This is a genomic window from Aeromonas sp. 601039, from assembly GCF_049174415.1.
GTDB classification, from domain to species: domain Bacteria; phylum Pseudomonadota; class Gammaproteobacteria; order Enterobacterales; family Aeromonadaceae; genus Aeromonas; species Aeromonas veronii_A.
The window spans coordinates 44,735-67,237 of the sequence record NZ_JAAKTL010000003.1 but is presented as its reverse complement, the minus strand read 5'-3'; the positions used below and the strand labels follow the sequence as shown (position 1 = coordinate 67,237).

At 50.8% G+C, this 22,503-nt stretch carries 21 protein-coding genes and 1 other RNA gene; 9 read left to right on the top strand and 13 right to left on the bottom strand.

Translation table 11 applies throughout. The features are described 5' to 3' along the window. Positions 1-257: 257 nt before the first annotated feature. From G5195_RS03815 to G5195_RS03805, 3 genes are all read right to left on the bottom strand, one after another. The gene (locus G5195_RS03815; protein ID WP_421235866.1) at positions 258-1,526 is read right to left on the bottom strand and encodes an FAD-dependent 2-octaprenylphenol hydroxylase; all 1,269 of its coding nucleotides are present in this window, start codon (positions 1,524-1,526) and stop codon (positions 258-260) included. A 136-nt stretch (positions 1,527-1,662) separates the two neighbouring features. Then, complete coding sequence (ubiH, locus tag G5195_RS03810) at positions 1,663-2,886, bottom strand: 2-octaprenyl-6-methoxyphenyl hydroxylase (RefSeq protein WP_421204713.1); 1,224 nt, start codon at positions 2,884-2,886, stop codon at positions 1,663-1,665. Positions 2,887-3,063: 177 nt separating this feature from the next. Beyond that, complete coding sequence (locus G5195_RS03805; RefSeq protein ID WP_005333908.1) at positions 3,064-3,633, bottom strand: UPF0149 family protein; 570 nt, start codon at positions 3,631-3,633, stop codon at positions 3,064-3,066. Between the two features lie 173 nt (positions 3,634-3,806). Here G5195_RS03805 and zapA point away from each other — a divergent pair, with 173 nt between their 5' ends. Together zapA and ssrS are read left to right on the top strand one after the other, a co-directional pair. Then, a complete protein-coding gene (zapA, locus tag G5195_RS03800; protein WP_005333910.1) occupies positions 3,807-4,139 on the top strand; it encodes a cell division protein ZapA in 333 nt (110 codons plus the stop codon). 16 nt (positions 4,140-4,155) lie between these two features. Further along, positions 4,156-4,337: non-coding RNA, 6S RNA (ssrS, locus tag G5195_RS03795), on the top strand. A gap of 165 nt (positions 4,338-4,502) precedes the next feature. Here ssrS and emrD read toward each other — a convergent pair. From emrD to G5195_RS03780, 3 genes are all read right to left on the bottom strand, one after another. Beyond that, positions 4,503-5,699: a multidrug efflux MFS transporter EmrD gene (gene emrD, locus G5195_RS03790; protein WP_421235865.1), complete on the bottom strand. Its 1,197-nt coding sequence runs from the start codon at positions 5,697-5,699 to the stop codon at positions 4,503-4,505. 261 nt (positions 5,700-5,960) lie between these two features. After that, the gene (locus tag G5195_RS03785; RefSeq protein ID WP_421235864.1) at positions 5,961-6,623 is read right to left on the bottom strand and encodes a glutathione S-transferase family protein; all 663 of its coding nucleotides are present in this window, start codon (positions 6,621-6,623) and stop codon (positions 5,961-5,963) included. Between the two features lie 168 nt (positions 6,624-6,791). Beyond that, positions 6,792-7,247: a hypothetical protein gene (locus tag G5195_RS03780; RefSeq protein ID WP_421235863.1), complete on the bottom strand. Its 456-nt coding sequence runs from the start codon at positions 7,245-7,247 to the stop codon at positions 6,792-6,794. A 199-nt stretch (positions 7,248-7,446) separates the two neighbouring features. Between G5195_RS03780 and suhB the strand changes: the two genes are divergently transcribed. The 7 genes from suhB (at position 7,447) to pseC (ending at position 14,443) form a co-directional block, all read left to right on the top strand. Beyond that, the gene (gene suhB / locus G5195_RS03775; RefSeq protein WP_005352992.1) at positions 7,447-8,250 is read left to right on the top strand and encodes an inositol-1-monophosphatase; all 804 of its coding nucleotides are present in this window, start codon (positions 7,447-7,449) and stop codon (positions 8,248-8,250) included. Between the two features lie 322 nt (positions 8,251-8,572). Beyond that, positions 8,573-9,505 (top strand): ZIP family metal transporter, encoded by a 933-nt coding sequence (locus tag G5195_RS03770; protein WP_005361496.1) that lies wholly within the window; start codon positions 8,573-8,575, stop codon positions 9,503-9,505. Positions 9,506-9,674: 169 nt separating this feature from the next. Then, on the top strand, positions 9,675-10,367 hold the full coding sequence (gene mtnN / locus G5195_RS03765; protein ID WP_021230869.1) for a 5'-methylthioadenosine/S-adenosylhomocysteine nucleosidase: 693 nt from the start codon (positions 9,675-9,677) through the stop codon (positions 10,365-10,367). Continuing rightward, entirely contained in the window at positions 10,364-11,326 is a 963-nt protein-coding gene (locus G5195_RS03760; RefSeq protein ID WP_421235862.1) for a cobalamin biosynthesis protein CobD/CbiB, read from the top strand. The genes mtnN and G5195_RS03760 overlap by 4 nt, the downstream gene beginning before the upstream one ends. After that, positions 11,319-12,164 (top strand): cobalamin-binding protein, encoded by an 846-nt coding sequence (locus tag G5195_RS03755; RefSeq protein ID WP_421223478.1) that lies wholly within the window; start codon positions 11,319-11,321, stop codon positions 12,162-12,164. Before G5195_RS03760 ends, G5195_RS03755 begins: the two co-directional genes overlap by 8 nt. A 156-nt stretch (positions 12,165-12,320) precedes the next feature. Then, a complete protein-coding gene (pseB, locus tag G5195_RS03750; protein ID WP_227340774.1) occupies positions 12,321-13,325 on the top strand; it encodes a UDP-N-acetylglucosamine 4,6-dehydratase (inverting) in 1,005 nt (334 codons plus the stop codon). Next, a complete protein-coding gene (pseC, locus tag G5195_RS03745) occupies positions 13,322-14,443 on the top strand; it encodes a UDP-4-amino-4,6-dideoxy-N-acetyl-beta-L-altrosamine transaminase (RefSeq protein WP_421223476.1) in 1,122 nt (373 codons plus the stop codon). Before pseB ends, pseC begins: the two co-directional genes overlap by 4 nt. On the opposite strand, the gene G5195_RS03740 is transcribed toward pseC, so the two are convergent. From G5195_RS03740 to G5195_RS03710, 7 genes are all read right to left on the bottom strand, one after another. Next, complete coding sequence (locus tag G5195_RS03740) at positions 14,440-15,606, bottom strand: nucleotide sugar dehydrogenase (protein ID WP_421223474.1); 1,167 nt, start codon at positions 15,604-15,606, stop codon at positions 14,440-14,442. The genes pseC and G5195_RS03740 overlap by 4 nt on opposite strands. Next, positions 15,606-16,631, bottom strand: a complete 1,026-nt coding sequence (locus G5195_RS03735; RefSeq protein WP_421223472.1) for an NAD-dependent epimerase — start codon at positions 16,629-16,631, stop codon at positions 15,606-15,608. Before G5195_RS03735 ends, G5195_RS03740 begins: the two co-directional genes overlap by 1 nt. A 161-nt stretch (positions 16,632-16,792) precedes the next feature. Next, positions 16,793-17,932 carry a dTDP-4-amino-4,6-dideoxygalactose transaminase gene (gene rffA, locus G5195_RS03730; protein ID WP_216953973.1) on the bottom strand — a complete coding sequence of 380 codons (1,140 nt, stop codon included), beginning with the start codon at positions 17,930-17,932 and terminating at the stop codon, positions 16,793-16,795. After that, positions 17,929-18,882, bottom strand: a complete 954-nt coding sequence (locus G5195_RS03725; protein ID WP_216953974.1) for a radical SAM/SPASM domain-containing protein — start codon at positions 18,880-18,882, stop codon at positions 17,929-17,931. The genes rffA and G5195_RS03725 overlap by 4 nt, the downstream gene beginning before the upstream one ends. A gap of 11 nt (positions 18,883-18,893) precedes the next feature. Then, a complete protein-coding gene (locus tag G5195_RS03720) occupies positions 18,894-19,595 on the bottom strand; it encodes a WbqC family protein (RefSeq protein ID WP_129503725.1) in 702 nt (233 codons plus the stop codon). A 1-nt stretch (position 19,596) separates the two neighbouring features. Further along, positions 19,597-21,186: a hypothetical protein gene (locus G5195_RS03715; protein ID WP_421223470.1), complete on the bottom strand. Its 1,590-nt coding sequence runs from the start codon at positions 21,184-21,186 to the stop codon at positions 19,597-19,599. Positions 21,187-21,443: 257 nt separating this feature from the next. Next, positions 21,444-22,442: a hypothetical protein gene (locus tag G5195_RS03710; RefSeq protein WP_421231486.1), complete on the bottom strand. Its 999-nt coding sequence runs from the start codon at positions 22,440-22,442 to the stop codon at positions 21,444-21,446. Positions 22,443-22,503: the final 61 nt, after the last annotated feature.

Genomic DNA, 22,503 nt, shown 5'->3' with positions numbered 1-22,503 from the left:
GATTATATGACAAGCAGGCGAGCGTGCCGCTCAAAAAAAACTAATCCCCCTCCCGTAAAACTGACTCCAGACACTAAGATAAATGCAGTGATAAAAACAGCCATAAGCCGACTCAGGCGAGATTAAATTTTGATTTTTACCGTTTCGTCACAATTTGCAGAAAAACGTTTCGCTCCAGAGCAAAATTAAAGGCTGACACCCAAAACGGGTCATCAGCCTTGTCGGATTACTTTTGTTGTCAAAAACGGCAAGTAATATTAGTTTTTTTCACCCTTGGCCTGCATGGCACTGCCCTTGGTCGCAGCAACAGCCCAGTCAGGACGGGCCAATGCGGGTAACTCGCCCTCCAGCCCCATGGCGGCGCGGATCACCCCCTCCTTGAAGGGCGTCAGCAGGTTGGCCGCGCGCAATCCCACGCCCCGCACCAGCTTCTTGAGCGGGTTGGCCCCGCTGAACAGCCGCTTGAGCCCTTCCATCGCCGCCAGCATGCGAGCCGCCTCGCTCTTGCGCCAGCGCTCGTAGCTGCGCAGGTTGGCGAGCAGGCCGATATCCTCGCCCGCGGCATGATTTTGCAAGATCTGCTCCGCCAGCGCGGCAGCATCCAGCAGGCCAAGGTTGACCCCCTGCCCCGCCAGGGGGTGGATGGTGTGGGCGGCATCTCCCACCAGCACCAGCCGCTCGCGAGCAAAGTCGCGGGCATAGCGGGCAGTGAGGGGAATGGCGCTGCGCGCCCCCTCCACCTTGCACAGACCGAGCCGGGCATCGAAGGCGGCGGTAAGCTGGCGATTGAACTGCTCGTCATCGCAGGTGCAGAGCGCCTCGGCGCGGGCCGCAGGCAGCGACCAGACGATGGAACAGAGGTTCTCCTGCCACAGCGGCAAAAAGGCGAGCGGGCCATCCGGGGTGAAGATCTGGCGAGCAACAGCTTCATGGGGTTCGGCGCAGCGCACCGTCGCCACCAGCGCGTGGTGGCCATAATCCCAGCTGGTGAGCGGGATATCAGCCTGACGGCGCACCCAGGAGTGGGCGCCATCGGCAGCCACCACCAATTTGGCCGAGATGGCCTGACCATCTTCAAGGAGCAGCAGGGCGCCCGCCGGGCCGCTCTGCAGGCTCTTGGCTCTGGCGGGGGTCAGCAGCTGGATATTGCTGGCACCTTCAATCGCCTCAAGCAGCGCCAGCTGGATCACCCGATTCTCGACGATGTGGCCGAGGTTGGCCTGACGCAGGCTGGCGGCATCAAAGTCGATATGGCCAAAACTGTCCTGCTCCCACACCGCCATCTTGGCGTAGGCCTGCAGGCGGCGCGCTTCAATGCCGTCCCAGGCGCCGACATGACGCAGGATCTGCTGGCTGGCCAGACTCAGGGCGCTGACCCGGTTATCGGCCACCTCCCCCAGCTGCGGGTCGGGCAGTTGCCCCTCCACCACCAGCACCTTGAGGGCGCTATGTTTCAGGGCCGCAGCGAGCCCCAGCCCCACCATGCCGCCACCGACAATCACCACATCCACATTTTGCATCTGCATCATCTCATCCTTTCTGGGCTGACCGGCTGGCCAGCGAGGGGACGCCCGCAGGCATCACCTCTTTATTCAATAGGTTTTGATCAACGAATGGCGGTCACCATCTTCCGGTCAACAGGTTCCACTCAACAAGTGCTGGCTAGTTGCCGCACACATCAGCGACAAAGCCCAGGGTGCGCGAGGCAAGCGGCGCCTTGAGGCACGGGAATCGCCCCATCAGGGTGAGCGCCAGATTGCGCCCCGCCACCAGCGGATCGTGACCATTGGAGAAGAGCTGGGCCAGCGAAGAGGTGAGCCAGACGGTCTGATCCTGATCGCGCTGACGCTGCTGCCAGTAACCGTTCAGCACCTTGAAGCTGCCGATATCCTCCCCCTCTGCCAACGCCTTGGCTACGGCGCCGGTAAGCAGGTCCAGATCCCGCATCCCGAGGTTGAAGCCCTGCCCGGCGATAGGGTGCAGGGCATGAGCAGCATTGCCCACCAGCACGGTACGCTGGGCCAGCGGGTAGTCGCAGGCGGTCAGAATGAGCGGATAGACGTGACGCACGCCACATCGCTCGAAGCGGCCGAGCCGCCAGCCAAAGGCCTGCTGCAGACGAGCAAGAAACGCCACCTCATCGAGCGCCATCAGCTCATCCACCTCATGCTGCCCGACGCTCCATACCAGCGAGGAGAGCCCATCCTGCATCGGCAGCAGGGCCAGCGGCCCCCCTTCGGTAAAACGCTCGAAGGCGCGTCCCTCAGGGTCTTGCGCCGTTTTGACCGTGGCGATGATGGCGTGCTGCTCAAAGTCGTGGCGGGTCACCGGCAACTTGAAGTGCTGACGCACAAAGGAGTTGCCGCCGTCTGCCGCCACCAGCAGGCGGGTCTCAATCTGTTCACCGCTCTCGAGGGTGAGGGTCACCTTCTCCTCATCGGGCACAATCTCGCTCACCCGTGCCGGACAACAGACCCGGATATTGGGAGAGGCCGCCATCGCCCGTTGCAGTTCCTTGCCGGCGGATGCAAGCTCAATCACTTGGCCCAGCGCGGGCAGGTCGTATTCGGCAGCCGACAGGCGAGCCTGACCGAAGTGGCCCCGATCCGAGACATGAATCTGGGTAATGGGGGCGCAATGGGGGGCAAACAGCGGCCAGAGTCCGCGTCGCAACAGCGCATCGCAGGTACCGGCCGAGAGCGCAATGGCGCGTGCGTCGAACCCTGAATGGGTGTGCTGTTTGGGGACGCTTGCCTCCAGCAGCAGGATCTCGAGGGGGGAGCCATCGGATCGAAGCAGGGCTGCCAGCGAGAGGGCCAGCACGGCGCCGCTCATTCCACCGCCGACTAGGGTTACATCGACCTGTCGCACATCAGATTGAGACATAAGCAGAGAGGAAGAAGTGAAAAAGGTGGCCTCATGCTATCACAAAGCCGCTGGCCGAATGCGAGGTCACCGGCAAAAAACCGGTTGCGCCTCACAGGGTTAGCTACCACAAGGAAATAAAAAAGAGCGCCATCAGGCGCTCTTGCAGATTCAGTTAGGATCGCGTTGACCCGCGCCTCAATGAAGGGTCGGCGGCGCGCTCGGGGTATCGGGACGCTTGCCAAACTCTTCGAAGGCCATCATGACCCCCAGTTTGACGTGTTCGTAGAGCACCAGGAAGGAGGCTTCGTTCTCATCATCTTCCTGATCGAACTCGGCGGAGACCTGAGTGATGCTGGCGATATCCTGGATCATCTCCTGCAGCTCTTCCGACGCGCGGGAGAGCTCCTGCTGCACCACGCCAAAACCGGCCAGAAATGCCTGTGACCAGTCCACCAGCGAATCGATGCGCTCGTCGAGGGGAGCATCATCGCTTGGCAGCAGCAGCTCGACGCCCTTCTGGGCCATCAAACTCTCGACCACATTGTGATAAAGATCGGTCATCACCTGGCGCACCGGGGCCGGCAGGCCGAAACCGTCGTTCACCAGATCGTTGAAATGGGGCAGCCAACTCTTGTCGTCCAGTGCCACACCGCCGCACACCAGACCGCAGATCACACCATGGGCCTCTACTGCGCTGGCCATCAGCTCATGTTGTTCCATGATGTCGGCCACTGCCGCATATTTAAGGGGGTTCGTTTTGCTCATCGAGGATCCGCTCAAAGTTCAGTCAAATTTGCAGAATTAATGGTCAGGATCCTAGCATTCTCCCTCTTGCAGAGCCAGCAAGGCCTTGAAACTTATGCATCTGCGCTATATAGTCCCGCCCAGTTGTCCACGTGGATAAAGGCGGAAATCAACTCCGCCGTATTGAGGAAGGCATGAGCACAGAGGCCGTAGAAATCGTCATTTTGGGACGTCCCTACAAGGTATCCTGTCCCTTGGGACAGCAGGATGCCCTGCGCCAGGCCGCCGAGCAGCTGACCGACAAGTTGATCGACCTGCGTCAACGCTCCAAAGTCTCCAGCAACGAGCAATTGGCTATCATGGCGGCGCTCAATTTCTGTCATGAGCTCTGCCTTGAAAAAGAGAAGAACCACCAATACTCTGAGACCATGGACAAGCGGATCAAGATGCTGCAGCGCACCATCGAAGCGGCCCTGATCGAGCACGGACAATATGGTGATTCCAGCGAAGAGGGGCAGCAGCCCTAATCGCAAACCGTTTTAAAATTCCCTGGGATGTTTGTCAGCCGGTTCAAGTCCCCGAGCCGATATTCATACCAAACAGGGGATCTGCCTTCTGGCTATTGCGCATGCTCGGCACGACCGAGAAGCCTGCGGTCAGATCCGATCCCCGCCTTGAACCGACGGTTCAAGGGCCCAAACCGGCAACGGCATCTCGGGGTACCAACAGCAAAAGCCCGTCACCAGCGTGACGGGTTTTTTCTTTTCCGGAATTAACCTCACAACATCGATCGCTACATTAAGCTAATGCGATCTCCTAGCCCGTTCTCCGGATAAAACAAAGCCCACCGCTGAGAGTGGGCTTGATCCAGATGCAAAGAGAGCGGCAGATCAAATTGCCATCTGCTCGTGGGGGGAGCCATTGTGGCGTAACCAGACAAAACTCAGCGCCACGATCAGCACCATCAGGGTCATGATGGCACCCAGAGTCACCTGACCGGTCATCGGGAAACCGGCCGCCAGCAGGGTCACCACACCGGCACCCAGATTCTGCATCCCGCCGAGAATGGCCCCCGCGGTGCCGGCCTGACCCGGGAAGGGCTCGATGGCGCAGGAGGTGGCGGTCGGGTAGAGAATACCGCTACCGATGAAGTAGACAGCCGCACCACCGACCAGCGAGGCGGCACTCACCACCCCGAACAGCCCCGGCACCAGAATAATGAGGGAGCCGAGCGCCAGAAAGGCGATCCCCAGACGCATCAGCTTGCCCTGAGTCAAACGAAAGCTCAGCTTGGCAGAGAGCCAGGCCCCGAACAGATAGCCGGGCAGCGGCAGCACGAACAGCACGCTCACGGTACGGGCGCTCAGTTTCAGCACATCGCCCAGCAGCACACCGGCCGCAGCCTCGAACACTGCCAAACCGGCAAAGGTCGCCATCAGGCAAAGCAGGTTGCCCTGAAACTTGGGGTTGCCCAGCACGTGGCGATAGGCAGCACCGACGCGCAGTGGCTGACGGGCAGCAGCAGGCAGAGTTTCACCAAACCAGGCCATGATCGCCAGAGTGGCTACGGCACCAAAACCGAACAGGAACCAGTAACCGGCACGCCAGTTGAACAGCTCAGTCAGCCATCCCCCCAGTACCGGTGCCAGCAGCGGGGAGAAGATCACCCCCATGCTGACCAGACTGTTGGCGCGGTTGAGCTCGGCGCCATTGTAGCGATCCCGCATCACGGTACGGCTCATGGCGCCACCGGCACCGGTACCCAGCCCCTGAATAAAGCTGCCCACCAGCAGGGCGGCAAAATGGGGGATGACCTGAATGATCAAGGTTCCTACCAGAAATACCATCATGCCGACGATCAGCACCGGACGACGACCGATGCGATCCGACAGCGGCCCGTAGACAAACTGGGAGAGGCCATAGGGGATCAGGTAACAGGCCATCACCGCCTGCAACTGGCCCGAGGCCACATTGAAATCCTCCGCCATCATGGGAATGGAGGGGACATAGAGGGTCTGGGTCATCTGGCCCACAGCGACCATCAGAATGGTCAGTAAAAACAACGGATAAAAACTGTGCCGATCCATATCAGTCCCAAAAAATCGAAAAAATGCTGCCGCCCTCTGGCACAAAATAGCCCAGAGGAATCCGATCACAGATGCTGTGATGCAATCAAAAACAGTGTTGGAAACAGTAGGCGGGGAGCCCGCCAGACCACCGCACAGGACGCTTGGTGGTATGGGGGCATCATAGTGATTCAGCTCACAGAAAACGAACGAATCTTTATAATCGGCTTGCCTTAGTTTTTCTAATATTACGGAGCTTTACGCCCCGTCAGCAGTTAAAAATCAACGGGTTACCATCTGTTGAGCCTGCTTGATCAGCTCATCGGGCTGCCCCTTGCGTGGCGGTATGGTGATTCCCTTCTGGCAGGCAGGTTTCTCTGCCATGCGATCCATCCAGGCTTGCAGATGGGGCAATCCCTCGATGGAGATGCCGCTCCAGTCATAAATACGCACCCAGGGCCAGGTGGCAATATCGGCGATGCTGTACTCGTCCGCCAGATATTCGTGATGGGCCAGATGGCTGTCGAGCACCTCGAATAGACGGCGCCCCTCTTTCTGATAGCGTTCGATGGCGGCGGGGATCTTCTCGGGAAAGTAGCGATAGAAGACGTTGGCCTGCCCCATCATGGGCCCTACCCCACCCATCTGGAACATCAGCCACTGGATAGCCTGAGAGCGGTGTTTGGGATCGGCCGGCAACAATTTGCCTGCTTTCTCCGCCAGATAGATGAGGATGGCGCCCGACTCGAATACGGCAAAATCGTCATTATCCCGATCGACGATAGCCGGAATACGGCCATTTGGGTTGATGGCGAGAAACTCGGGCTTCTTCTGATCCAGTGCTGAGAGATCGAGAGGAATGACCCGATAGGGCAAACCCAGCTCTTCGAGGGCAATCGCCACTTTGAAACCATTGGGGGTCGCGGCGGTGTAAAAGTCGATCATGATTCACTCCTTGTTGGTCATAGCCAGATTGCACGGTTGGAACAGGGTGCAACACCATAGCCGCCTCATCTTGCAACAAGTGACCGGCTCCAGACCATTAAAAAGCGGCGCACCGTAGGCCAAACAAGGCCACGGTGCGCCGCTGGTGCGCTCTGGCAATGGTAAATGCTAGTTGAGCATGGCGACCGGCTTGCGCTGGCGCAGCATGATCAGGCGGGAAAGCAACGGGAAGTAAGACTCCAGTTTGCGCAGCAGCACCCGGCTGCAGGCAGGCTCGGCCAGCTCAGACTCATCCAGCACGATGCCGTTTGAGACAAAATAGAAACGGGGGTCACGCACATCCGGCCCACAGACCGTCAGCTCCTTGTCTCCCTTGCGGATCAGCAACGGCAAGACCGGCAAACCGATCGTCTCATCCTCTCCCCGGGTAAATCCGGCATCCTGCCAGGGCGCATCGCCGTCGATCAGCAGGATCGCCGCCTCCGTCTTGGCCGGTTGCCACTGGGCAAGGGGGGTCACGGTGATGTGGGCAAAGTGATCACCATACTCGGGTGATGACCGCAAGATGGCCAACAGTCCCTCGCTGGCCGCAGACACGTTCTGACTCACTAATGACAAATTCATGGCTCATATCCCTATGCTCATAACAGCCTGTATCCGGCTGCTGGGATAAGACTAGCGCAGATCTGGTCTATATTGGAGCCGTCAGATCTGGCAGTCGCAATCAATTAGTCGTAGGGGGATAACAGTTGCCATCGCACAAAATACTGGTATCATACCGCGTCCTGTTATCCCCCGTTCTTTAACATCCAGTGGTGAACCTATGCATCCGATGCTGAATATCGCCGTGCGCGCTGCGCGCAACGCCGGTCAAGTTGTAGTAAAAGCCTTCTCCCAGCCCGAGAACATTGAGGCTATCCAAAAAGGCAGCAATGACTTCGTGACCAACGTTGACCGTGAAGCCGAAGCGGCCATCATTCACACCATCAAAAAATCTTACCCGGAGCACAGCATTGTTGCTGAAGAGTCTGGTGAGATTGCCGGTACCAATCCGGACTATCAATGGATCATTGACCCACTGGATGGCACGACCAACCTGGTCAAAGGCATTCCGCACTTTGCCGTCTCCATCGCCCTGCGTGTCAAGGGCAAGACTGAACAAGCCGTTGTTTACGATCCCATCCGTGACGAGCTGTTTACTGCTACCCGTGGTAGCGGCGCCCAGCTGAACGGCTACCGCATTCGTGTCGGCAAAGCCAAAGAGCTGGCTGGCACCGTGCTGGCGACCGGTTTCCCCTACAAGCAAAAGCACCACATCGAGTCCTACCTGAAGATGTTCCAGAGCATGTTCATCGAATGTGCCGACATCCGTCGCTCCGGCTCTGCCGCACTGGATCTGGCCTACGTGGCTGCCGGTCGCGTCGACGGTTTCTGGGAAATCGGCCTCAAGCCCTGGGACACCGCTGCCGGTGAACTGCTGGCCAAAGAAGCTGGCGCCATCGTCACCGACTTCGTAGGTGGTCACAACTACGAAAACTCCGGCAACATCGTGGTTGCCAACCCGCGTGTCCTGAAAGAGATGCTCGGCAAGATCCGTGAAGAGCTGCCGGAGTCCCTGGCGAAATAAGCCAGCCTTCGAGCAGACAGATAACAAAACCGGCGCAAGCCGGTTTTCTTGTATCTGTTATCCGAACACCAAGGCAGACATCTACAGCTGATTTAAAAGAGTTCGCGATGCATCCCCACTTGCCTCTCAACATCCACTTCAGCCATTTGCAGACAACCCCTCTTGCCCCCCGCCTTTGGCTACCGATAAGAGTTCCCATGTGGTTGCCTGGATAAACTCTTTCCAGATTTTCAGATAGCGGCAATCGCCCTGCAGACATGGACAAGGGGCGGCCGAATCGATGTAATGCCACCATCCACTTTGCACACCTTGAGGTCATGCCATGGACCATCTCTCAGCTCTTCCTCCGTTATCCTGGTCACAGCAACTGCGCAGCCAGATGCAAAGCCGCCCGCTCACTGCTCTCGGCCTCTTTATCGCGCTGGCTGCCGTCTTGTTGCTGCTGTTGCAGAGTCTCATCATGCTCGCTACCGGCGAGGTGACCAGCGGCGTGCGCTATGGCCTGATAGGTGGTGCCGCCGGGTTTGCCGCCACCGCCATCGGCGCCCTGCCCGCTCTGTTTCTACGCTCGGTACCGCAAAAAGTGGAGGACACCATGCTCGGCTTTGCCGCAGGCATGATGCTGGCGGCCAGCGCCTTCTCCCTGCTGCTGCCGGGGCTAGAGGCTGCCGAGGGGATCACCGGCAACGGCTTTAGCGCCGCCGCCGTGGTGGTTGTCGGCATGACCCTCGGGGTGCTGTTGATGCTGGGGCTGGATCAGTTCACCCCGCACGAGCATGACAAAACCGGCCCCTGCGGCCCCGGCCACGAGAGCTGCTCCCGGGTCTGGCTGTTCGTCTTTGCCATCGCCCTGCACAACCTGCCGGAGGGGATGGCCATCGGGGTGAGCTTCTCGCAGGGGGATATGTCGGTGGGGCTGCCGCTCACCACCGCCATCGCACTGCAGGATATTCCCGAAGGACTGGCGGTGGCGCTGGCCATGTGCGCCGCCGGTTTTCGCCCTTCGGTGGCGGTGCTGGTTGCCATCGCCAGCGGCCTGCTCGAACCGGTTGGCGCCCTGCTCGGGGTCGGGCTCTCCAGCGGCCTTGCCATCGCCTACCCCATCGGACTTGGGCTCGCCGCCGGCGCCATGCTGTTTGTGGTCTCGCACGAGGTTATCCCTGAGACTCACCGCAACGGTCACCAGACCTATGCCACCCTCGGCCTGATGGCGGGCTTTGCCCTGATGATGACCCTCGATACCGCGCTCGGCTAAAGACACTAGCCCCTCCCTCATCAATGCTTTTTGTCACCTGCGGCGCTCCCATATGGAGCGCCGCGCTTCATCTCTCCTTTCGCTTGTGCCTCTCGGCGCCGACGCCATCTTTTGTTATGATCTACAGCAACTTAAATTCAGCCACACGGCTATCAAGACGAGGTCAGCAATGAAAGTAGGTATTATCGGCGCCATGGAGCAAGAAGTGGCCCTGCTGCGCAGCCAGATGAGCAACCCCACCACCCTGCAACTGGGCGGCTGCGAGTTCTATCAAGGGGAGCTGGCAGGCAAAGAGGTGATCCTGACCCGCTCCGGTATCGGTAAGGTCGCCGCCAGCGTGGCCACCAGCCTGCTGCTGGAAAAATTTGCCCCCGACTGCGTCATCAATACCGGCTCTGCGGGCGGCTTTGCCCAAGACCTGCATATCGGTGATGTGGTGATCGCCAGCGAGATGCGTTTCCACGATGTCGACGTGACCGCCTTTGGTTACGAGATGGGCCAGATGGCGCAGCAACCCGCCGCCTTCCCCTGCGACGAGAAACTCATCGCGGTCGCTCAGGATTGCATCGCCGAGCAGGGCAAGCACCAAACCAAGGTTGGCCTTATCTGCACCGGCGATCAGTTCATGTGCAAACCGGACGCCATCGCCAAGGCTCGCGCCGACTTCCCGCAGATGCTGGCGGTCGAGATGGAAGGTGCCGCCATCGGTCAGGTGTGCCACATGTTCAAAGTGCCCTATCTGGTGGTGCGCGCCATGTCCGATATCGCCGGCAAGGAACAGGTTGAATCCTTCGATGCCTTCATCGAAGTGGCCGGCAAGCACTCCGCCGAAGTGATCATCAAGATGCTCGGCAAGCTGTGATCGAGACCGGCTCGCTTGATTTGATGGCCGACGCCCTCCTCTCGACGACGGCGGCCATTCTGGTAGGTGCTGCCCTGCTGGAGGCGGTGATCCCGTGGCCATCCCATCTGCGTCTTTCGGCCGTCACGCCCCTGCTGACACGGCTGGGGCACAAGGTACACAGACCCGATGGTTCACCCGGCCAGCAAATGCAGGCCGGCCTGCTAGCAATGCTGGTAGTCTGGCTCCCCTGCGCAGCCGGGCTCTGGTCGCTTCGCAATCTGGCCCTGAGCGAGCCGGTCTTCGACCTGCTGTTCCTGCTGCTGATGCTCGAATCCCGCCCACTACGCGAACTCGCCCATGCCACCCGCTCGCTCGCCACCCAGGAGACCCTGCCGCTGGCGAGATTGCAGTCTGCCCCCTGGCTCAAGCGGGAGACCGGTAAACTCTCGACCATGGGGCTCGCCAAAGCAGTGACGGAGAGCTGCGCCCTGCGCCTGGTGGGACAATGGGCTGGCCCGCTGCTGGGATTTGCCCTGGCTGGTGTACAGGGCGCCCTGCTCTGGCGGCTGGTGCAGCTGATGAACCTGAGCTGGAGTCGCAAAGATCCCGCCTTCGACCATTTTGGTCGCGCCGCCAGCACCCTCTATCAGGGGCTCAATGCCCCCGTCATTTTGTTGCTGGGGCTGCCACTGCTGGCAAGCCGTCTCAAGCAGGCAGCGCAGTTGCTGCGAAGTGGCGCGCTCTGGCCCTATCCCGCCATGGGGATGCTGCTCACCCTGCTGGTAGACAAGTGCCGGATCCGCCTTGGTGGCCCTCGCTACTATCAGGGGGCTCTCCAGCGCAGGCCAGTCATCGGCACAGGTGCTGAGCCAGATAGCGAGACACCGCGCAAGCTGCTCAACATTCTGCAAGGATGTGGCTGGGGCTGGTTGATATTGGCGCTGCTTGTCACGGTAGCGGGGTTATTTCATGGGTAGAGTGTTGCGCTTGCCGATCTGGCTGCCCTGCGTGCTGCTGGCCTGGTTGCCCGGTGTTCTGTTTGCCGCGACTCCGAGCCGGGTGGTGAGCGTGGTACCCCATCTTACCGAACTGCTTTACGACATCGGTGCCGGTGACAAACTGGTGGCCGTTGATGATGCCTCAGACTATCCCGCCGAGGTGAAAAACAAACCCAAGGTGGCCAATTATCGCAGCATCAATGTCGAGGCCCTGCTGGCACAAAAACCGGACCTGATCCTGGGCTGGCGCTCGGCCCAGTCACGAATGCTGGCACCGCTGGAACAGCTGGGTATCTCGGTGTTCTACTCTGAACCCACCGATTTTGCCTCGCTGGCGACCGAGATGCGGGCGCTGGGCAAATTGCTGGGTGTTGAGAAAAGTGCCAACGAAGCCGCCGATCGCTATCTGGCGCGCCTGCATGAGCTGCAACAGCGTTATGGACAATCAACCGGCGTCAAGGTGTTCTACCAGCTCTGGTACCCACCGCTCACCAGCGTCAGTGGCAATGCCTGGCCGGCTCAGGCCATCGAACTCTGCGGCGGGGTCAACGTCATGGCAAATGCCAAGACCCCCTACCCTCAAGTGGACATGGAACAGGTGATCAAAGCGAACCCCGCGCTGATCCTGGCGGGGAGTCAAGATCCTGACGCCCTGAATCACTGGCAAAAGTGGCCCAATCTCGATGCGGTGCAGCACCAGCGACTCGATTTGATCAACTCGGATGAACTACACCGCTTCACCCCGAGAGCCCTCAATGGGGTTGAAGAGGTTTGCCAGGCTATTCAGCTAAGCGCGCAGAGCTCCAGCACATCTTGATAAAGCTCTACTGATGCGAGCCAATCCGAGGTGGTCTGGGTGCGCCCAAATCTTTAAAACTGTTTTTGTGAATGGATCACACTCTTTGCCAAAAAAGCTGGTACTTTATTTGCTAGCATATGATTCATCTACTGTTTTTATGACGAGATGCCCACAATGTTCAACGATAAAACGCTACTGATCACAGGTGGCACCGGCTCGTTTGGCCAACGATTGGTCAAGACAGTACTGGAACGTTATAAGCCGAAACGGCTCATCATCTATTCTCGTGACGAACTGAAACAGTTCGAGATGCAGCAGGAGTTTAACGACCCCTGCATGCGCTATTTTATCGGTGATGTCCGAGACGCCAACCGGCTTACCATGGCAATGCGTGGCGTCGATTACGTGGTTCATGCAGCAGCACTGAAACAGGTTCCAGCCGCTGAATACAACCCCATGGAGTGTATTAAAACAAATATCCATGGTGCAGAGAACGTGATCCAGGCCGCTTTGCTCAATCAAGTCAAAAAAGTTATTGCCCTCTCCACTGACAAAGCTGCCAATCCAATCAATCTCTACGGTGCCACCAAACTGGCATCAGACAAGCTCTTCGTGGCAGCAAACAACATCGCGGGGCAGGATCCCACCCGTTTTGCAGTGGTTCGTTACGGTAACGTGGTGGGTTCTCGCGGCTCTGTCGTCCCCTTCTTCCAAAAGCTGATTGACCAGGGGGCGGATGCGTTACCCATCACCCATGAGGAGATGACGCGTTTCTGGATCACCTTGCAGCAAGGGGTTGATTTTGTCCTGGATAATTTTGGGCGGATGAAGGGGGGGGAAATATTTGTTCCCAAGTTGCCATCCGTCCGAATTACCGAGCTCGCCAGCGCCATGGCCCCTCACCTGCCACACAAGATCATCGGCATTCGCCCGGGAGAGAAGCTCCATGAAGTGATGTGTCCTGCCGATGACTCTTATCACACCTTCGAGTTTGATGACTTCTTCGTGATTGGCCCAACCATCAACTTCAATAATCGCAACAACGATTTCTCCAAAACAGCGGCGGGCGAAAAAGGAAAAATGGTAGAACAGGGCTTCGAATATAACTCTCGCAGCAACCCTCACTTTTTTACCATTGAACAGCTTTTGAAAATGAACCAAAAGGGGAGAACTGAATGATCCCTTATGGCCGCCAATCCATCAGCCAGGCAGATGTCGATGCTGTTGTGGACGTTCTCAAGTCCGACTTCCTGACCCAGGGACCCGTAGTCCCCCGCTTCGAGCAAGCAGTAGCCGATTACTGTGGAGCCAAATTCGGGGTGGCAGTCAATTCAGGTACCGCAGCACTCCATGTAGCCTGTCTGGCACTTGGCGTTGGCCCCGGCGACTGGGTCTGGACATCCCCCATCAGCTTTGTTGCATCCGCCAACTGTGCTCTCTACTGCGGTGCACAAGTCGATTTTGTCGATATTGAACCAGATACCGGTAACATGTGCGCTTTGGAGCTGGAGAGGAAGCTGATTGCAGCCAAGGCTGAAGGAAAGCTACCCAAAGTAGTCATACCGGTGCACTTTGCCGGCCTCCCCTGCGACATGCAGGAGATCCACCGCCTGGGACAAAAGTACGGTTTCAAGATCATCGAAGATGCCTGCCACGCCCTTGGTGCCCGTTATCATGGTGAGCCTACCGGCAATGGCCGCTATAGCGACATCACAGTATTCAGCTTCCACCCGGTGAAGATCATCACCACTGGCGAGGGTGGCATGGCCATGACCAACGACCCTGCGCTTGCCAAGACGATGCGCATGCTCCGCAGCCATGGCATCACCCGTGAACCGGAAGACTTTATCAATGAGCCGGACGGCCCTTGGTACTATGAGCAGCAGATGCTCGGCTTCAACTACCGCATGACCGACATTCAGGCTGCGCTGGGGTTGAGCCAGATGGCCAATCTGGAGACATGGATTCACACGCGTAACGAGATTGCCCAGTACTACTTCGAAAGACTGGCACCACACCAGCTACCTCGTCATTTCAACACCGAGCGGCGTAGTGCCTTCCATCTCTATGTTCACCATGTAGCCCCTGAACAACGCAGTGCGCTCTTCCAAAAAGTACGTGCACAGGATATCGGCGCCAACGTGCACTATATACCTATTTACAAACAACCTTGGTATCAAAAGTGGACTCATACTACCCTTCCCTCTACTGAGCAATTTTACGCAGGCGCAATGACCTTGCCACTCTTTCCTGGTTTGACAAAAGCACAGCAATTGAAAATATGCAGTCTGCTTTAGTCGTAGCCAAAAATGTCTCGTGTATAGACCTTATCAATCACATCGGCTAAATCAGGACTCATTCGGTTGGCAAGTATAATGTCACACATACCTTTAAATACGGATACTTCAGTGATGACTTTTGACCTAAAGAAATAAGGTTCCATTAAGGATGGCTCATAAACAACAACCTCAATACCCTTCGCCTTGATTCTTTTCATGACTCCCTGTATTGCCGATGCTCTAAAATTATCCGAACCAGCCTTCATAACTAGTCGATAAATACCTACTCGTTTAGGATTAGTCGCGATAACTGTATCGGCAATAAAATCTTTTCTCGTTGTATTAGCATCAACAATAGCTCTAATCAGGTTGCTGGGCACTTGGTTGAAATTTGCCAGAAGCTGCTTGGTGTCTTTTGGCAGACAATAACCTCCATAACCAAAAGATGGATTGTTGTAATAGTGGCCAATACGAGGGTCCAGGCAAACACCATCAATAATATCCTTTGTTTCTAGATTATTTTTTTGGGCATATGTATCCAACTCATTAAAAAATGCGATTCGCATCGCCAGATATGTGTTAGCAAATAATTTTACAGCCTCTGCTTCCGTACTTTCAGTAAAAATGACTGGCACATTTTTTTCTATTGCCCCATCAATCATAAGTCTAGAAAATGTTCGTGCATATTCACTTGTTGCCCCGACTATAACACGTGATGGATAAAGGTTATCATATAATGCTCTCCCTTCACGTAAAAACTCGGGGGAAAAGAAAATATTCTCGTAATTATGAGTCATCCGCATTTTAGAGGTAAAACCAACAGGAACAGTAGACTTGATTACAATTACTGCCTCAGGATTAATTTCCATAATATCAAAAATAACTGACTCTACCGACGCAGTATCAAAGCAATTTGTATCAGGATCATAATTAGTGGGCGTCGCAATTATAATATAGTCAGCATGTTCGTAAGCGGTTGATTTATTCAAGGTTGCGGTAAGATCCAAAGTCCGTTGTTTAAAGAACAGATCGATATCAGAATCAATAATTGGAGATTGTCGCCTGTTAATCATGGACACTTTTTCTGGATTGACATCAAATGCAACAACATGATGGTTCTGAGCTAACAATATTGCATTAGACAAACCTACATAACCTATACCGACAACGGCAATTTTCATTATTGAACCTTCACATCCAAAAATTGATAATAAGAGCGATACCATTCAACAAAATTCTGTATGCCCTGTTCTATCTTCATTGATGGGCGATATGAAATAGTAGCAAATAAATCCTCAGTATCCGCCCATGTCGCATAAACATCACCCGACTGCATGGGCATCATATTTTTTATAGCTTTAACCCCCAGCGCTTGCTCGAGAGATTGAATAAAATCAACTATTTTAATCGGCCTACCATTACCAATGTTAAATACACGATAAGGGGCACTGCTATCAGCTGGAGAACCAGTTGCGCAACGCCAGGCAGAATTTTCAACCGGTATCACGTCCGCTACCCGGATCACACCTTCAGCAATGTCATCTATATATGTGAAATCTCGGCTTAACAGACCATTGTTATATACATCTATTGGCTGTCCAGACAGCATACATTTAGTAAATTTAAATAATGCCATATCCGGCCGTCCCCACGGGCCATAAACTGTGAAAAAACGCAATCCTGTGGTTGGGATACCATACAAATGAGAATATGTGTGCGCCATCAGCTCATTCATTTTTTTTGTCGCTGCATATAACGAAATAGGATGGTCAGTGGGTTCACTCACTCTAAATGGCATTTCCTCATTCATTCCATATACGGAGCTAGAAGATGCATAAACAAGATGCTCAATATGATGATGACGACAACCTTCCAGAATTGCCAAAAATCCGTCTACGTTGCTATCAATATAAGAAAAGGGAGACTCCATTGAATGGCGAACACCGGCTTGAGCGGCAAGATGAATTACTCTGTCAAACTTCTCTTTGGAAAAAAGAGTCAGGATAGATTTTCTATCAGAGACATCCATTTTTACAAACTTGAAGTTAGAAAATGGAGTTAACTGTTCAAGTCTACTTAATTTAAGAGATACCTCATAGTAATCATTTAGGTTATCAATACCTATAACCTGATACCCTTTCAAGCACAGTAGTTCGCACACCTTCGCACCGATAAATCCCGCTGCACCAGTTACAAAATATTTCATACGACATACCTGTTAAAAATTTCTTTTGGTTATACGCTAAGGTGAAATCATTATCTTACTGAGTGCCAATATCCATATGTATATTACAAATATTATAGCTTATGAATATTTATAAGATCATTAATAAAATGCATCTAATTCATTTAAATTTATGATTAGCTTTAATTATTGACTACAAAAAAGTGTCTGACCGCATCAATAATGAATACTTGCTCCGACTCAGTCAGGCTTGCATGTAAAGGTAAACGTAACAGCATTCTAGAAACCGCTGTGGTATTTATATCATCGCCATGAAATCTACCATATCGAATACCAGCCGGACTAGAATGCAGAGGTACAAAGTGTGAGGTAACTTCCACATTAAGATTGCGCATGAATTTAAATAATCCCTGTTGTTCGTCAGGGGATCTTGTTCTTATATGATATATATGAGCATTATGCTCAACATGTGCCGGAACGGCAGGAAGTGTGAGCACTCCAGCATTAGCCAACTCAGATAAACATGTATGATAAAAAAGCCATTTTTTTAATCTAGCATTCGTAATTTCTCTCGCGTTTTGTAATTGCTGCAACAAGACTACAGCTTGAACCTCTGACATTACATAACTAGATGATAAAATTTGCCATGTATATCTATCAACCTCTCCACGCAAAAACCTTGAACGATCAGTTCCTTTCTCCTGAATGATTTCACATATACCATGGTACTTATCTTCGTTTACTAAAAAAGCCCCGCCCTCACCACCGGCATGAATATTTTTAGTATGATGAAAGCTGACGCAGCCAAATTGACCAATTGAACCAAGTGGCCGTCCTTTATATGTTGACATGATACTTTGTGCAGCATCTTCAACCAATACAAGATTATAGCGATTGCATATATCGACTATAGAAGACATTTCTGATGCAACACCGGCATAGTGAACAACCACTACGGCTTTCGTTCTAACTGTAATAGCCTCTTCAATAAGCTGCTCATTTATATTCAAAGTGTCTGGCCTGATATCGACAAATACTAATTTTGCGCCCCTTAAGGCAAAAGCACTTGCAGAGGTAACAAATGTAAAGCTTGGCAGTATTACCTCATCCCCTGGCTGCAAATCCATCGCTAAAGCTGCCATCTCCAAAGATGCACTACAGGATGGCGTTAAAAAAACTCGCCTTGCATTATATATATCGTGTAATAGTTCCTCACATTTTTTTTTATTAACACCGATACCTAAACATTCTCCATCACTTTCAGTGATATGGCCAATATTATTGGGGCGATTATATGGTATCCAATTGCGATATGATTTCATTTCATAATAACCTTAATGTCACTGACAAGATTTGCATAACTTCTTCCTGAATCAGGCCATGTTGTCAGTCTCCAATCAGGACATTGCCCACAAAAAGTATGGCATTTGAAATCGTTATTAAGATGAGCCTCTCGCAGTTCGTTTAAAAATGCTCCCTGCCAAGCAGTTTTTAGCGTTGTCTTCCTGTAATCAATGAAACTGGATGCATACGCCCAATCTGTCGGGCAAAAAGAAAGCTCACCTTTTGGATCCAGGGTCAAACGCTCCCATGGATATAAGCATGGGCGCCTTGACTCATGGGAATGAGCTTCCCCTTGAGCCAACATACCTGCCGCCGAATGTAAATTCCTGATCAGCACTTCATCAGCTCCCTGATTTTTCCAAAAAAGAGAAAAATCATCTACCTCATCTTCATTTCCTGCCTGACGAATAAAACTCACAACAATACGAGTTCTGTATTGCCCTGTCTTGATATGTTCGATCATTCTAATTATATTACGTCGCACTTGCTCAAGACGCCCGCCACGAATCTTCGCATAAGTCTCATCGTTAAAGGCATCAATGCTGACATCAATCATATGAAGGCCACTTTCTAATAACTGTTTTAGTTTTTTCTCATTAAGAACTGTACCATTAGTGGTTAACGTGACAAACGTGCCACTATGCTCGACAGCATACTGGATCATTTCATGTGCATGTGGATGCATAAGTGGCTCACCATTGCTGGTATATCGTATATACTGGCAATGTCCGTCGCTATTGTCTCTTATATCATCGATCAGCTTCTTGTTTAGTTCAGGGTCTAACAATCTTGCGGAATAATGTTCAGACTCTTTAAATTGAGGGTGTGGACAATGTATGCATCTTAAATTACAAATTTCAGCAATATCTACAATGACCTGTGATGGAAACTCCGATGACAGTCGATCATAGAAACCATATTTAGCCATGAGTCCTCCTACTAATAATTTAGTTCGCTATGAACAAAATCACCGCCAGCACATAATAAAGCATCGATAATACTGACGCGGCAATCAAAACCAGGTCCGTTCTGGGGATAGCGAGCATATTCAGGATATTCCATCCAGGCAACACCGATACCCCTTTCTTCAAAGCGCCCGATATCTAAATAATTTTTTGCCGCCGGCCCAGAAAAATAAATACTTGCATCAGCTCTTTCAGCAATGACGATCAGTCTTTCCGTTGCATCGCTAAACCCCCCCCCATTCAAGTAATGACTATCCGTAAAGATGGGGGTGGTGATCCCTAATAAATGCATGATTTTTTTAATAAACATGATATTTATATCAGAGATATACTCAAATTCACGTGCATCTTCATACCATGATTTAATTTCATCTATATATCTATCAAAAAAAAGCGCCTTTTTGTATCGCTCTTTAATTATAGCAAAATGCTTCTGACACCATAGATTATCGACAACTTTTGTGGATGATATTTTCTGATTTCTATCAACATGACATACGGGTATTGTTAACCATACAGCACCCTGTGTGGTCATAATCCTATTGCGGTTACGCCAATCTCTTGTTGTATACTGGACAGAATCAAGAAATATAAATTCGTCCACCCTGTTTATAATATCAAAGTAGCCTATCCAAGGAATATAATTAGATTGAATGATTGCTATCTTTTTATGCAAGTTAGTATGCTCTTAATATTTTTGAACGTGTTAAACCACATGAAATCATCTGTGCTTTAATCTCGGGCCAGTAATCAGAAGCAATAATAACCACATCAAGTTCATTGGTGGCCTCCAGTGTAAACTTTTCTATTGGGGCATTACAAAATATAGCGCCAAATTTACTCTCGTCATTATCAAAAAAACACTTCACCTTTATTTCCCTGTCAGAAAAAACAAGGTCAGAATGAAGTTTTCCATAGAATTTTTTTGCGCCAGAGCCAGTGCCAAAAATAGCTATTTTAATATTTCTTTTTCTTCCAAATCGATAGTAAAACTCATCTGGCAAATTTCGTTTAAATCGATACGTAAATTTCTCTGAAAATGAACTTTCAAGTAAAAAACCTCTGATTTTCGGCAAAATAACGTCAATATTATGAAACTGTTCAACATAGTTGCAGCAGCTTCTTGATTTATTTTCGAGAAAACCATATTGGAATACATCTTCAAGCATAACATGAATATCATTTCGCTGTGGGGAAGGCTCCCCAATTAGCGAGAGATAAAGACTTGAGCCTTCATCAAACTCGTCTGAAGCTTCATCAAGCCACACCCCTTTCACTAGACGACGGTATCCTTTAACACAAGAGTCTATGGCAATCACAGGTAATCCGATCATTGCAAGATGATATGCTGAGGAGCCCATTGCAACACCGAAATGATATTTTTCAGATTCAATTAGGCTGTATATATCAGATTCATTTCTCTTTCCTAAGATACGAATTTCAAGGCGTTCATGCGCAAGCTTTTTATATGATTCAACTTCATCCTCATAGAGAGCATATCCATATCCTATCAAATCAAAAAGTATATGCAGCTGAGGTTTATTGTTAAGAACAACATTCAAGCTGTCAATAAAACTCAAGATGCTTTCATTCTTGAAAAAGTCAAATCTCCCGAGCCAGAGCACCTTCATAAACTCTTCTGGAGCAGAAATATTGTACCGTATCTTTTGTGTTACGGGCTCAACAGGAACAGTGGCAGATGAGTGATGATTAAGTGGAACAGAAAAATACTCAGAATTATATTTACGATATATGTCATTGGGATACCAGATTGCATGTGCTCGATCCAACTTTAATAATAATTGGCGCTGGTAGTGCCAAGTTTCATTAATTAACTTTGGTTTGAATGCACGAGATGCGTTAAATCCAATCCCTGGCTCCCAGATACTCCAAGCTTCTGGATGCAACATCCCAGTCAATATATGAACTCTTTTATTTCCATTGAAGACATGCATAGCCCTATGCAAAACTTCAAAATATGAAGCGAGAACATATATATCTTCCCCAAAAAAATCATCAATAATTTTCTGTCCAAGTGCCCCCAGATACGATTGATTTGAAATAGAAACAAAGAAATCATCCATTTCTGGAATGATATACTTTTTTATCTTTACACTCTTGTTATCCAATAGCCCAAAAAGTGCAGAGTCCTCGTATCCAACTACGGCAACGGAATCACCTAATCCAACAAGATAGTCAATAAATCTACAGTTAAATGTCTCCGCACCACCGACACTCTTATTGAAATCAAAAACAACAATGTTCACGCCGCCCCCACAATCCTGTGTTAATAACACGCCGAATAAAATTACAAGCCTAAAATAATAATTGATGCAATTAATACCATTTTTTCAAAAAATGAACAATCTATAACATATAGGAATCTCTAAAAATCAATACACTAGCTCGAACTGGTTCGTCAAGGAAGAATCAAAGGATAAATTCAAAGAGTAATTCATAAAAAATTAGAGACTAAAAACAAAAGGAAAGTAATAAAATAACTTATAATATCTATAGCTATTTATCAGTTTAAAAAAACAACTCTCCCATCAAATTTCATCAATAAAGCACGTCTAATTTCCTCTCGATAGAAATCCGATGCTATATAGACTGGTGAATTAATAGCATCTAAATCCCCCAACGTGTTAACCTTGAAGTCATTCATAGCATGTGAGTGTTCATCAACAATAATATTAATTTTTTTCCTGTGCTTGGAAAATTTTAAAATGGCCTGTCCGATATGACCAGCACCATATAGAAGCACTTCAGAATGACTATTGCTTACCTCATCGAAGATAAGCGTATGATTTAGAACATTATCCGTGAAAGGATATTGAACAACTTGGCTCAACAAATAGATGTCACCAGAGCACAACGTTATTACTTTATCAATAGAAATCAAAGGGTTATATATTATCTGCTGCGGAGAAACAAATTTATCTTCCAGACATTTTCTAGCCACTAGGAAAGCATATTGTTCAGTTGTCTGATGCTCAACGACGTCTGACAATGAGCCAAATGTATACTCACCATCAGTACCTCTCCAACCAAATACTAACTCAACGACTTCATAGTTGTTTGAAAAACAAAGTGAAATGAAAAAATCAACATTATATGTAAAAAGTCCATGTGGGGAATGCTTCAAAGGCAAACAATGAATCATTAATCCATTTTTCTTTGTAATGTTATGTATTGACGCAAAAACATTATATTGATTAAAAACATGTTCACTAGTTCCAAGATTAGTTACCACATCATACTGATGAGATAACTCGAGCATCTGATTATTAAAATCGCAAAATATTGTCCCATCATAAACATCCACAGAATCATATTTTAAACCTAGGTTTTCATACATAGATTTTGTAAAATCACCATCCTGATAATTCTTTAATTCTTCATCAATTATCTCTGCCGAGTTTAATGAATAAAACTGCTGGCACCCTAACTCAATTATCGAATTAAAATTTTCAGGAAAGTGATTCTTCATTTTATTAAACATAGCTGGCGTCATACCCATCACAGAACTCCCGTAACATATAATATGAAGTTATAAGAAAGACTTATCAATTCACGAATGAGTT

Coding starts and splice junctions, on each gene's coding strand:
- G5195_RS03815 (WP_421235866.1), bottom strand. CDS start 1,526: ATGCAGATGCAAAATGTGGATGTGGTGATTGTCGGTGGCGGCATGGTG.
- ubiH (WP_421204713.1), bottom strand. CDS start 2,886: ATGTCTCAATCTGATGTGCGACAGGTCGATGTAACCCTAGTCGGCGGT.
- G5195_RS03805 (WP_005333908.1), bottom strand. CDS start 3,633: ATGAGCAAAACGAACCCCCTTAAATATGCGGCAGTGGCCGACATCATG.
- zapA (WP_005333910.1), top strand. CDS start 3,807: ATGAGCACAGAGGCCGTAGAAATCGTCATTTTGGGACGTCCCTACAAG.
- emrD (WP_421235865.1), bottom strand. CDS start 5,699: ATGGATCGGCACAGTTTTTATCCGTTGTTTTTACTGACCATTCTGATG.
- G5195_RS03785 (WP_421235864.1), bottom strand. CDS start 6,623: ATGATCGACTTTTACACCGCCGCGACCCCCAATGGTTTCAAAGTGGCG.
- G5195_RS03780 (WP_421235863.1), bottom strand. CDS start 7,247: ATGAATTTGTCATTAGTGAGTCAGAACGTGTCTGCGGCCAGCGAGGGA.
- suhB (WP_005352992.1), top strand. CDS start 7,447: ATGCATCCGATGCTGAATATCGCCGTGCGCGCTGCGCGCAACGCCGGT.
- G5195_RS03770 (WP_005361496.1), top strand. CDS start 8,573: ATGGACCATCTCTCAGCTCTTCCTCCGTTATCCTGGTCACAGCAACTG.
- mtnN (WP_021230869.1), top strand. CDS start 9,675: ATGAAAGTAGGTATTATCGGCGCCATGGAGCAAGAAGTGGCCCTGCTG.
- G5195_RS03755 (WP_421223478.1), top strand. CDS start 11,319: ATGGGTAGAGTGTTGCGCTTGCCGATCTGGCTGCCCTGCGTGCTGCTG.
- pseB (WP_227340774.1), top strand. CDS start 12,321: ATGTTCAACGATAAAACGCTACTGATCACAGGTGGCACCGGCTCGTTT.
- pseC (WP_421223476.1), top strand. CDS start 13,322: ATGATCCCTTATGGCCGCCAATCCATCAGCCAGGCAGATGTCGATGCT.
- G5195_RS03740 (WP_421223474.1), bottom strand. CDS start 15,606: ATGAAAATTGCCGTTGTCGGTATAGGTTATGTAGGTTTGTCTAATGCA.
- G5195_RS03735 (WP_421223472.1), bottom strand. CDS start 16,631: ATGAAATATTTTGTAACTGGTGCAGCGGGATTTATCGGTGCGAAGGTG.
- rffA (WP_216953973.1), bottom strand. CDS start 17,932: ATGAAATCATATCGCAATTGGATACCATATAATCGCCCCAATAATATT.
- G5195_RS03725 (WP_216953974.1), bottom strand. CDS start 18,882: ATGGCTAAATATGGTTTCTATGATCGACTGTCATCGGAGTTTCCATCA.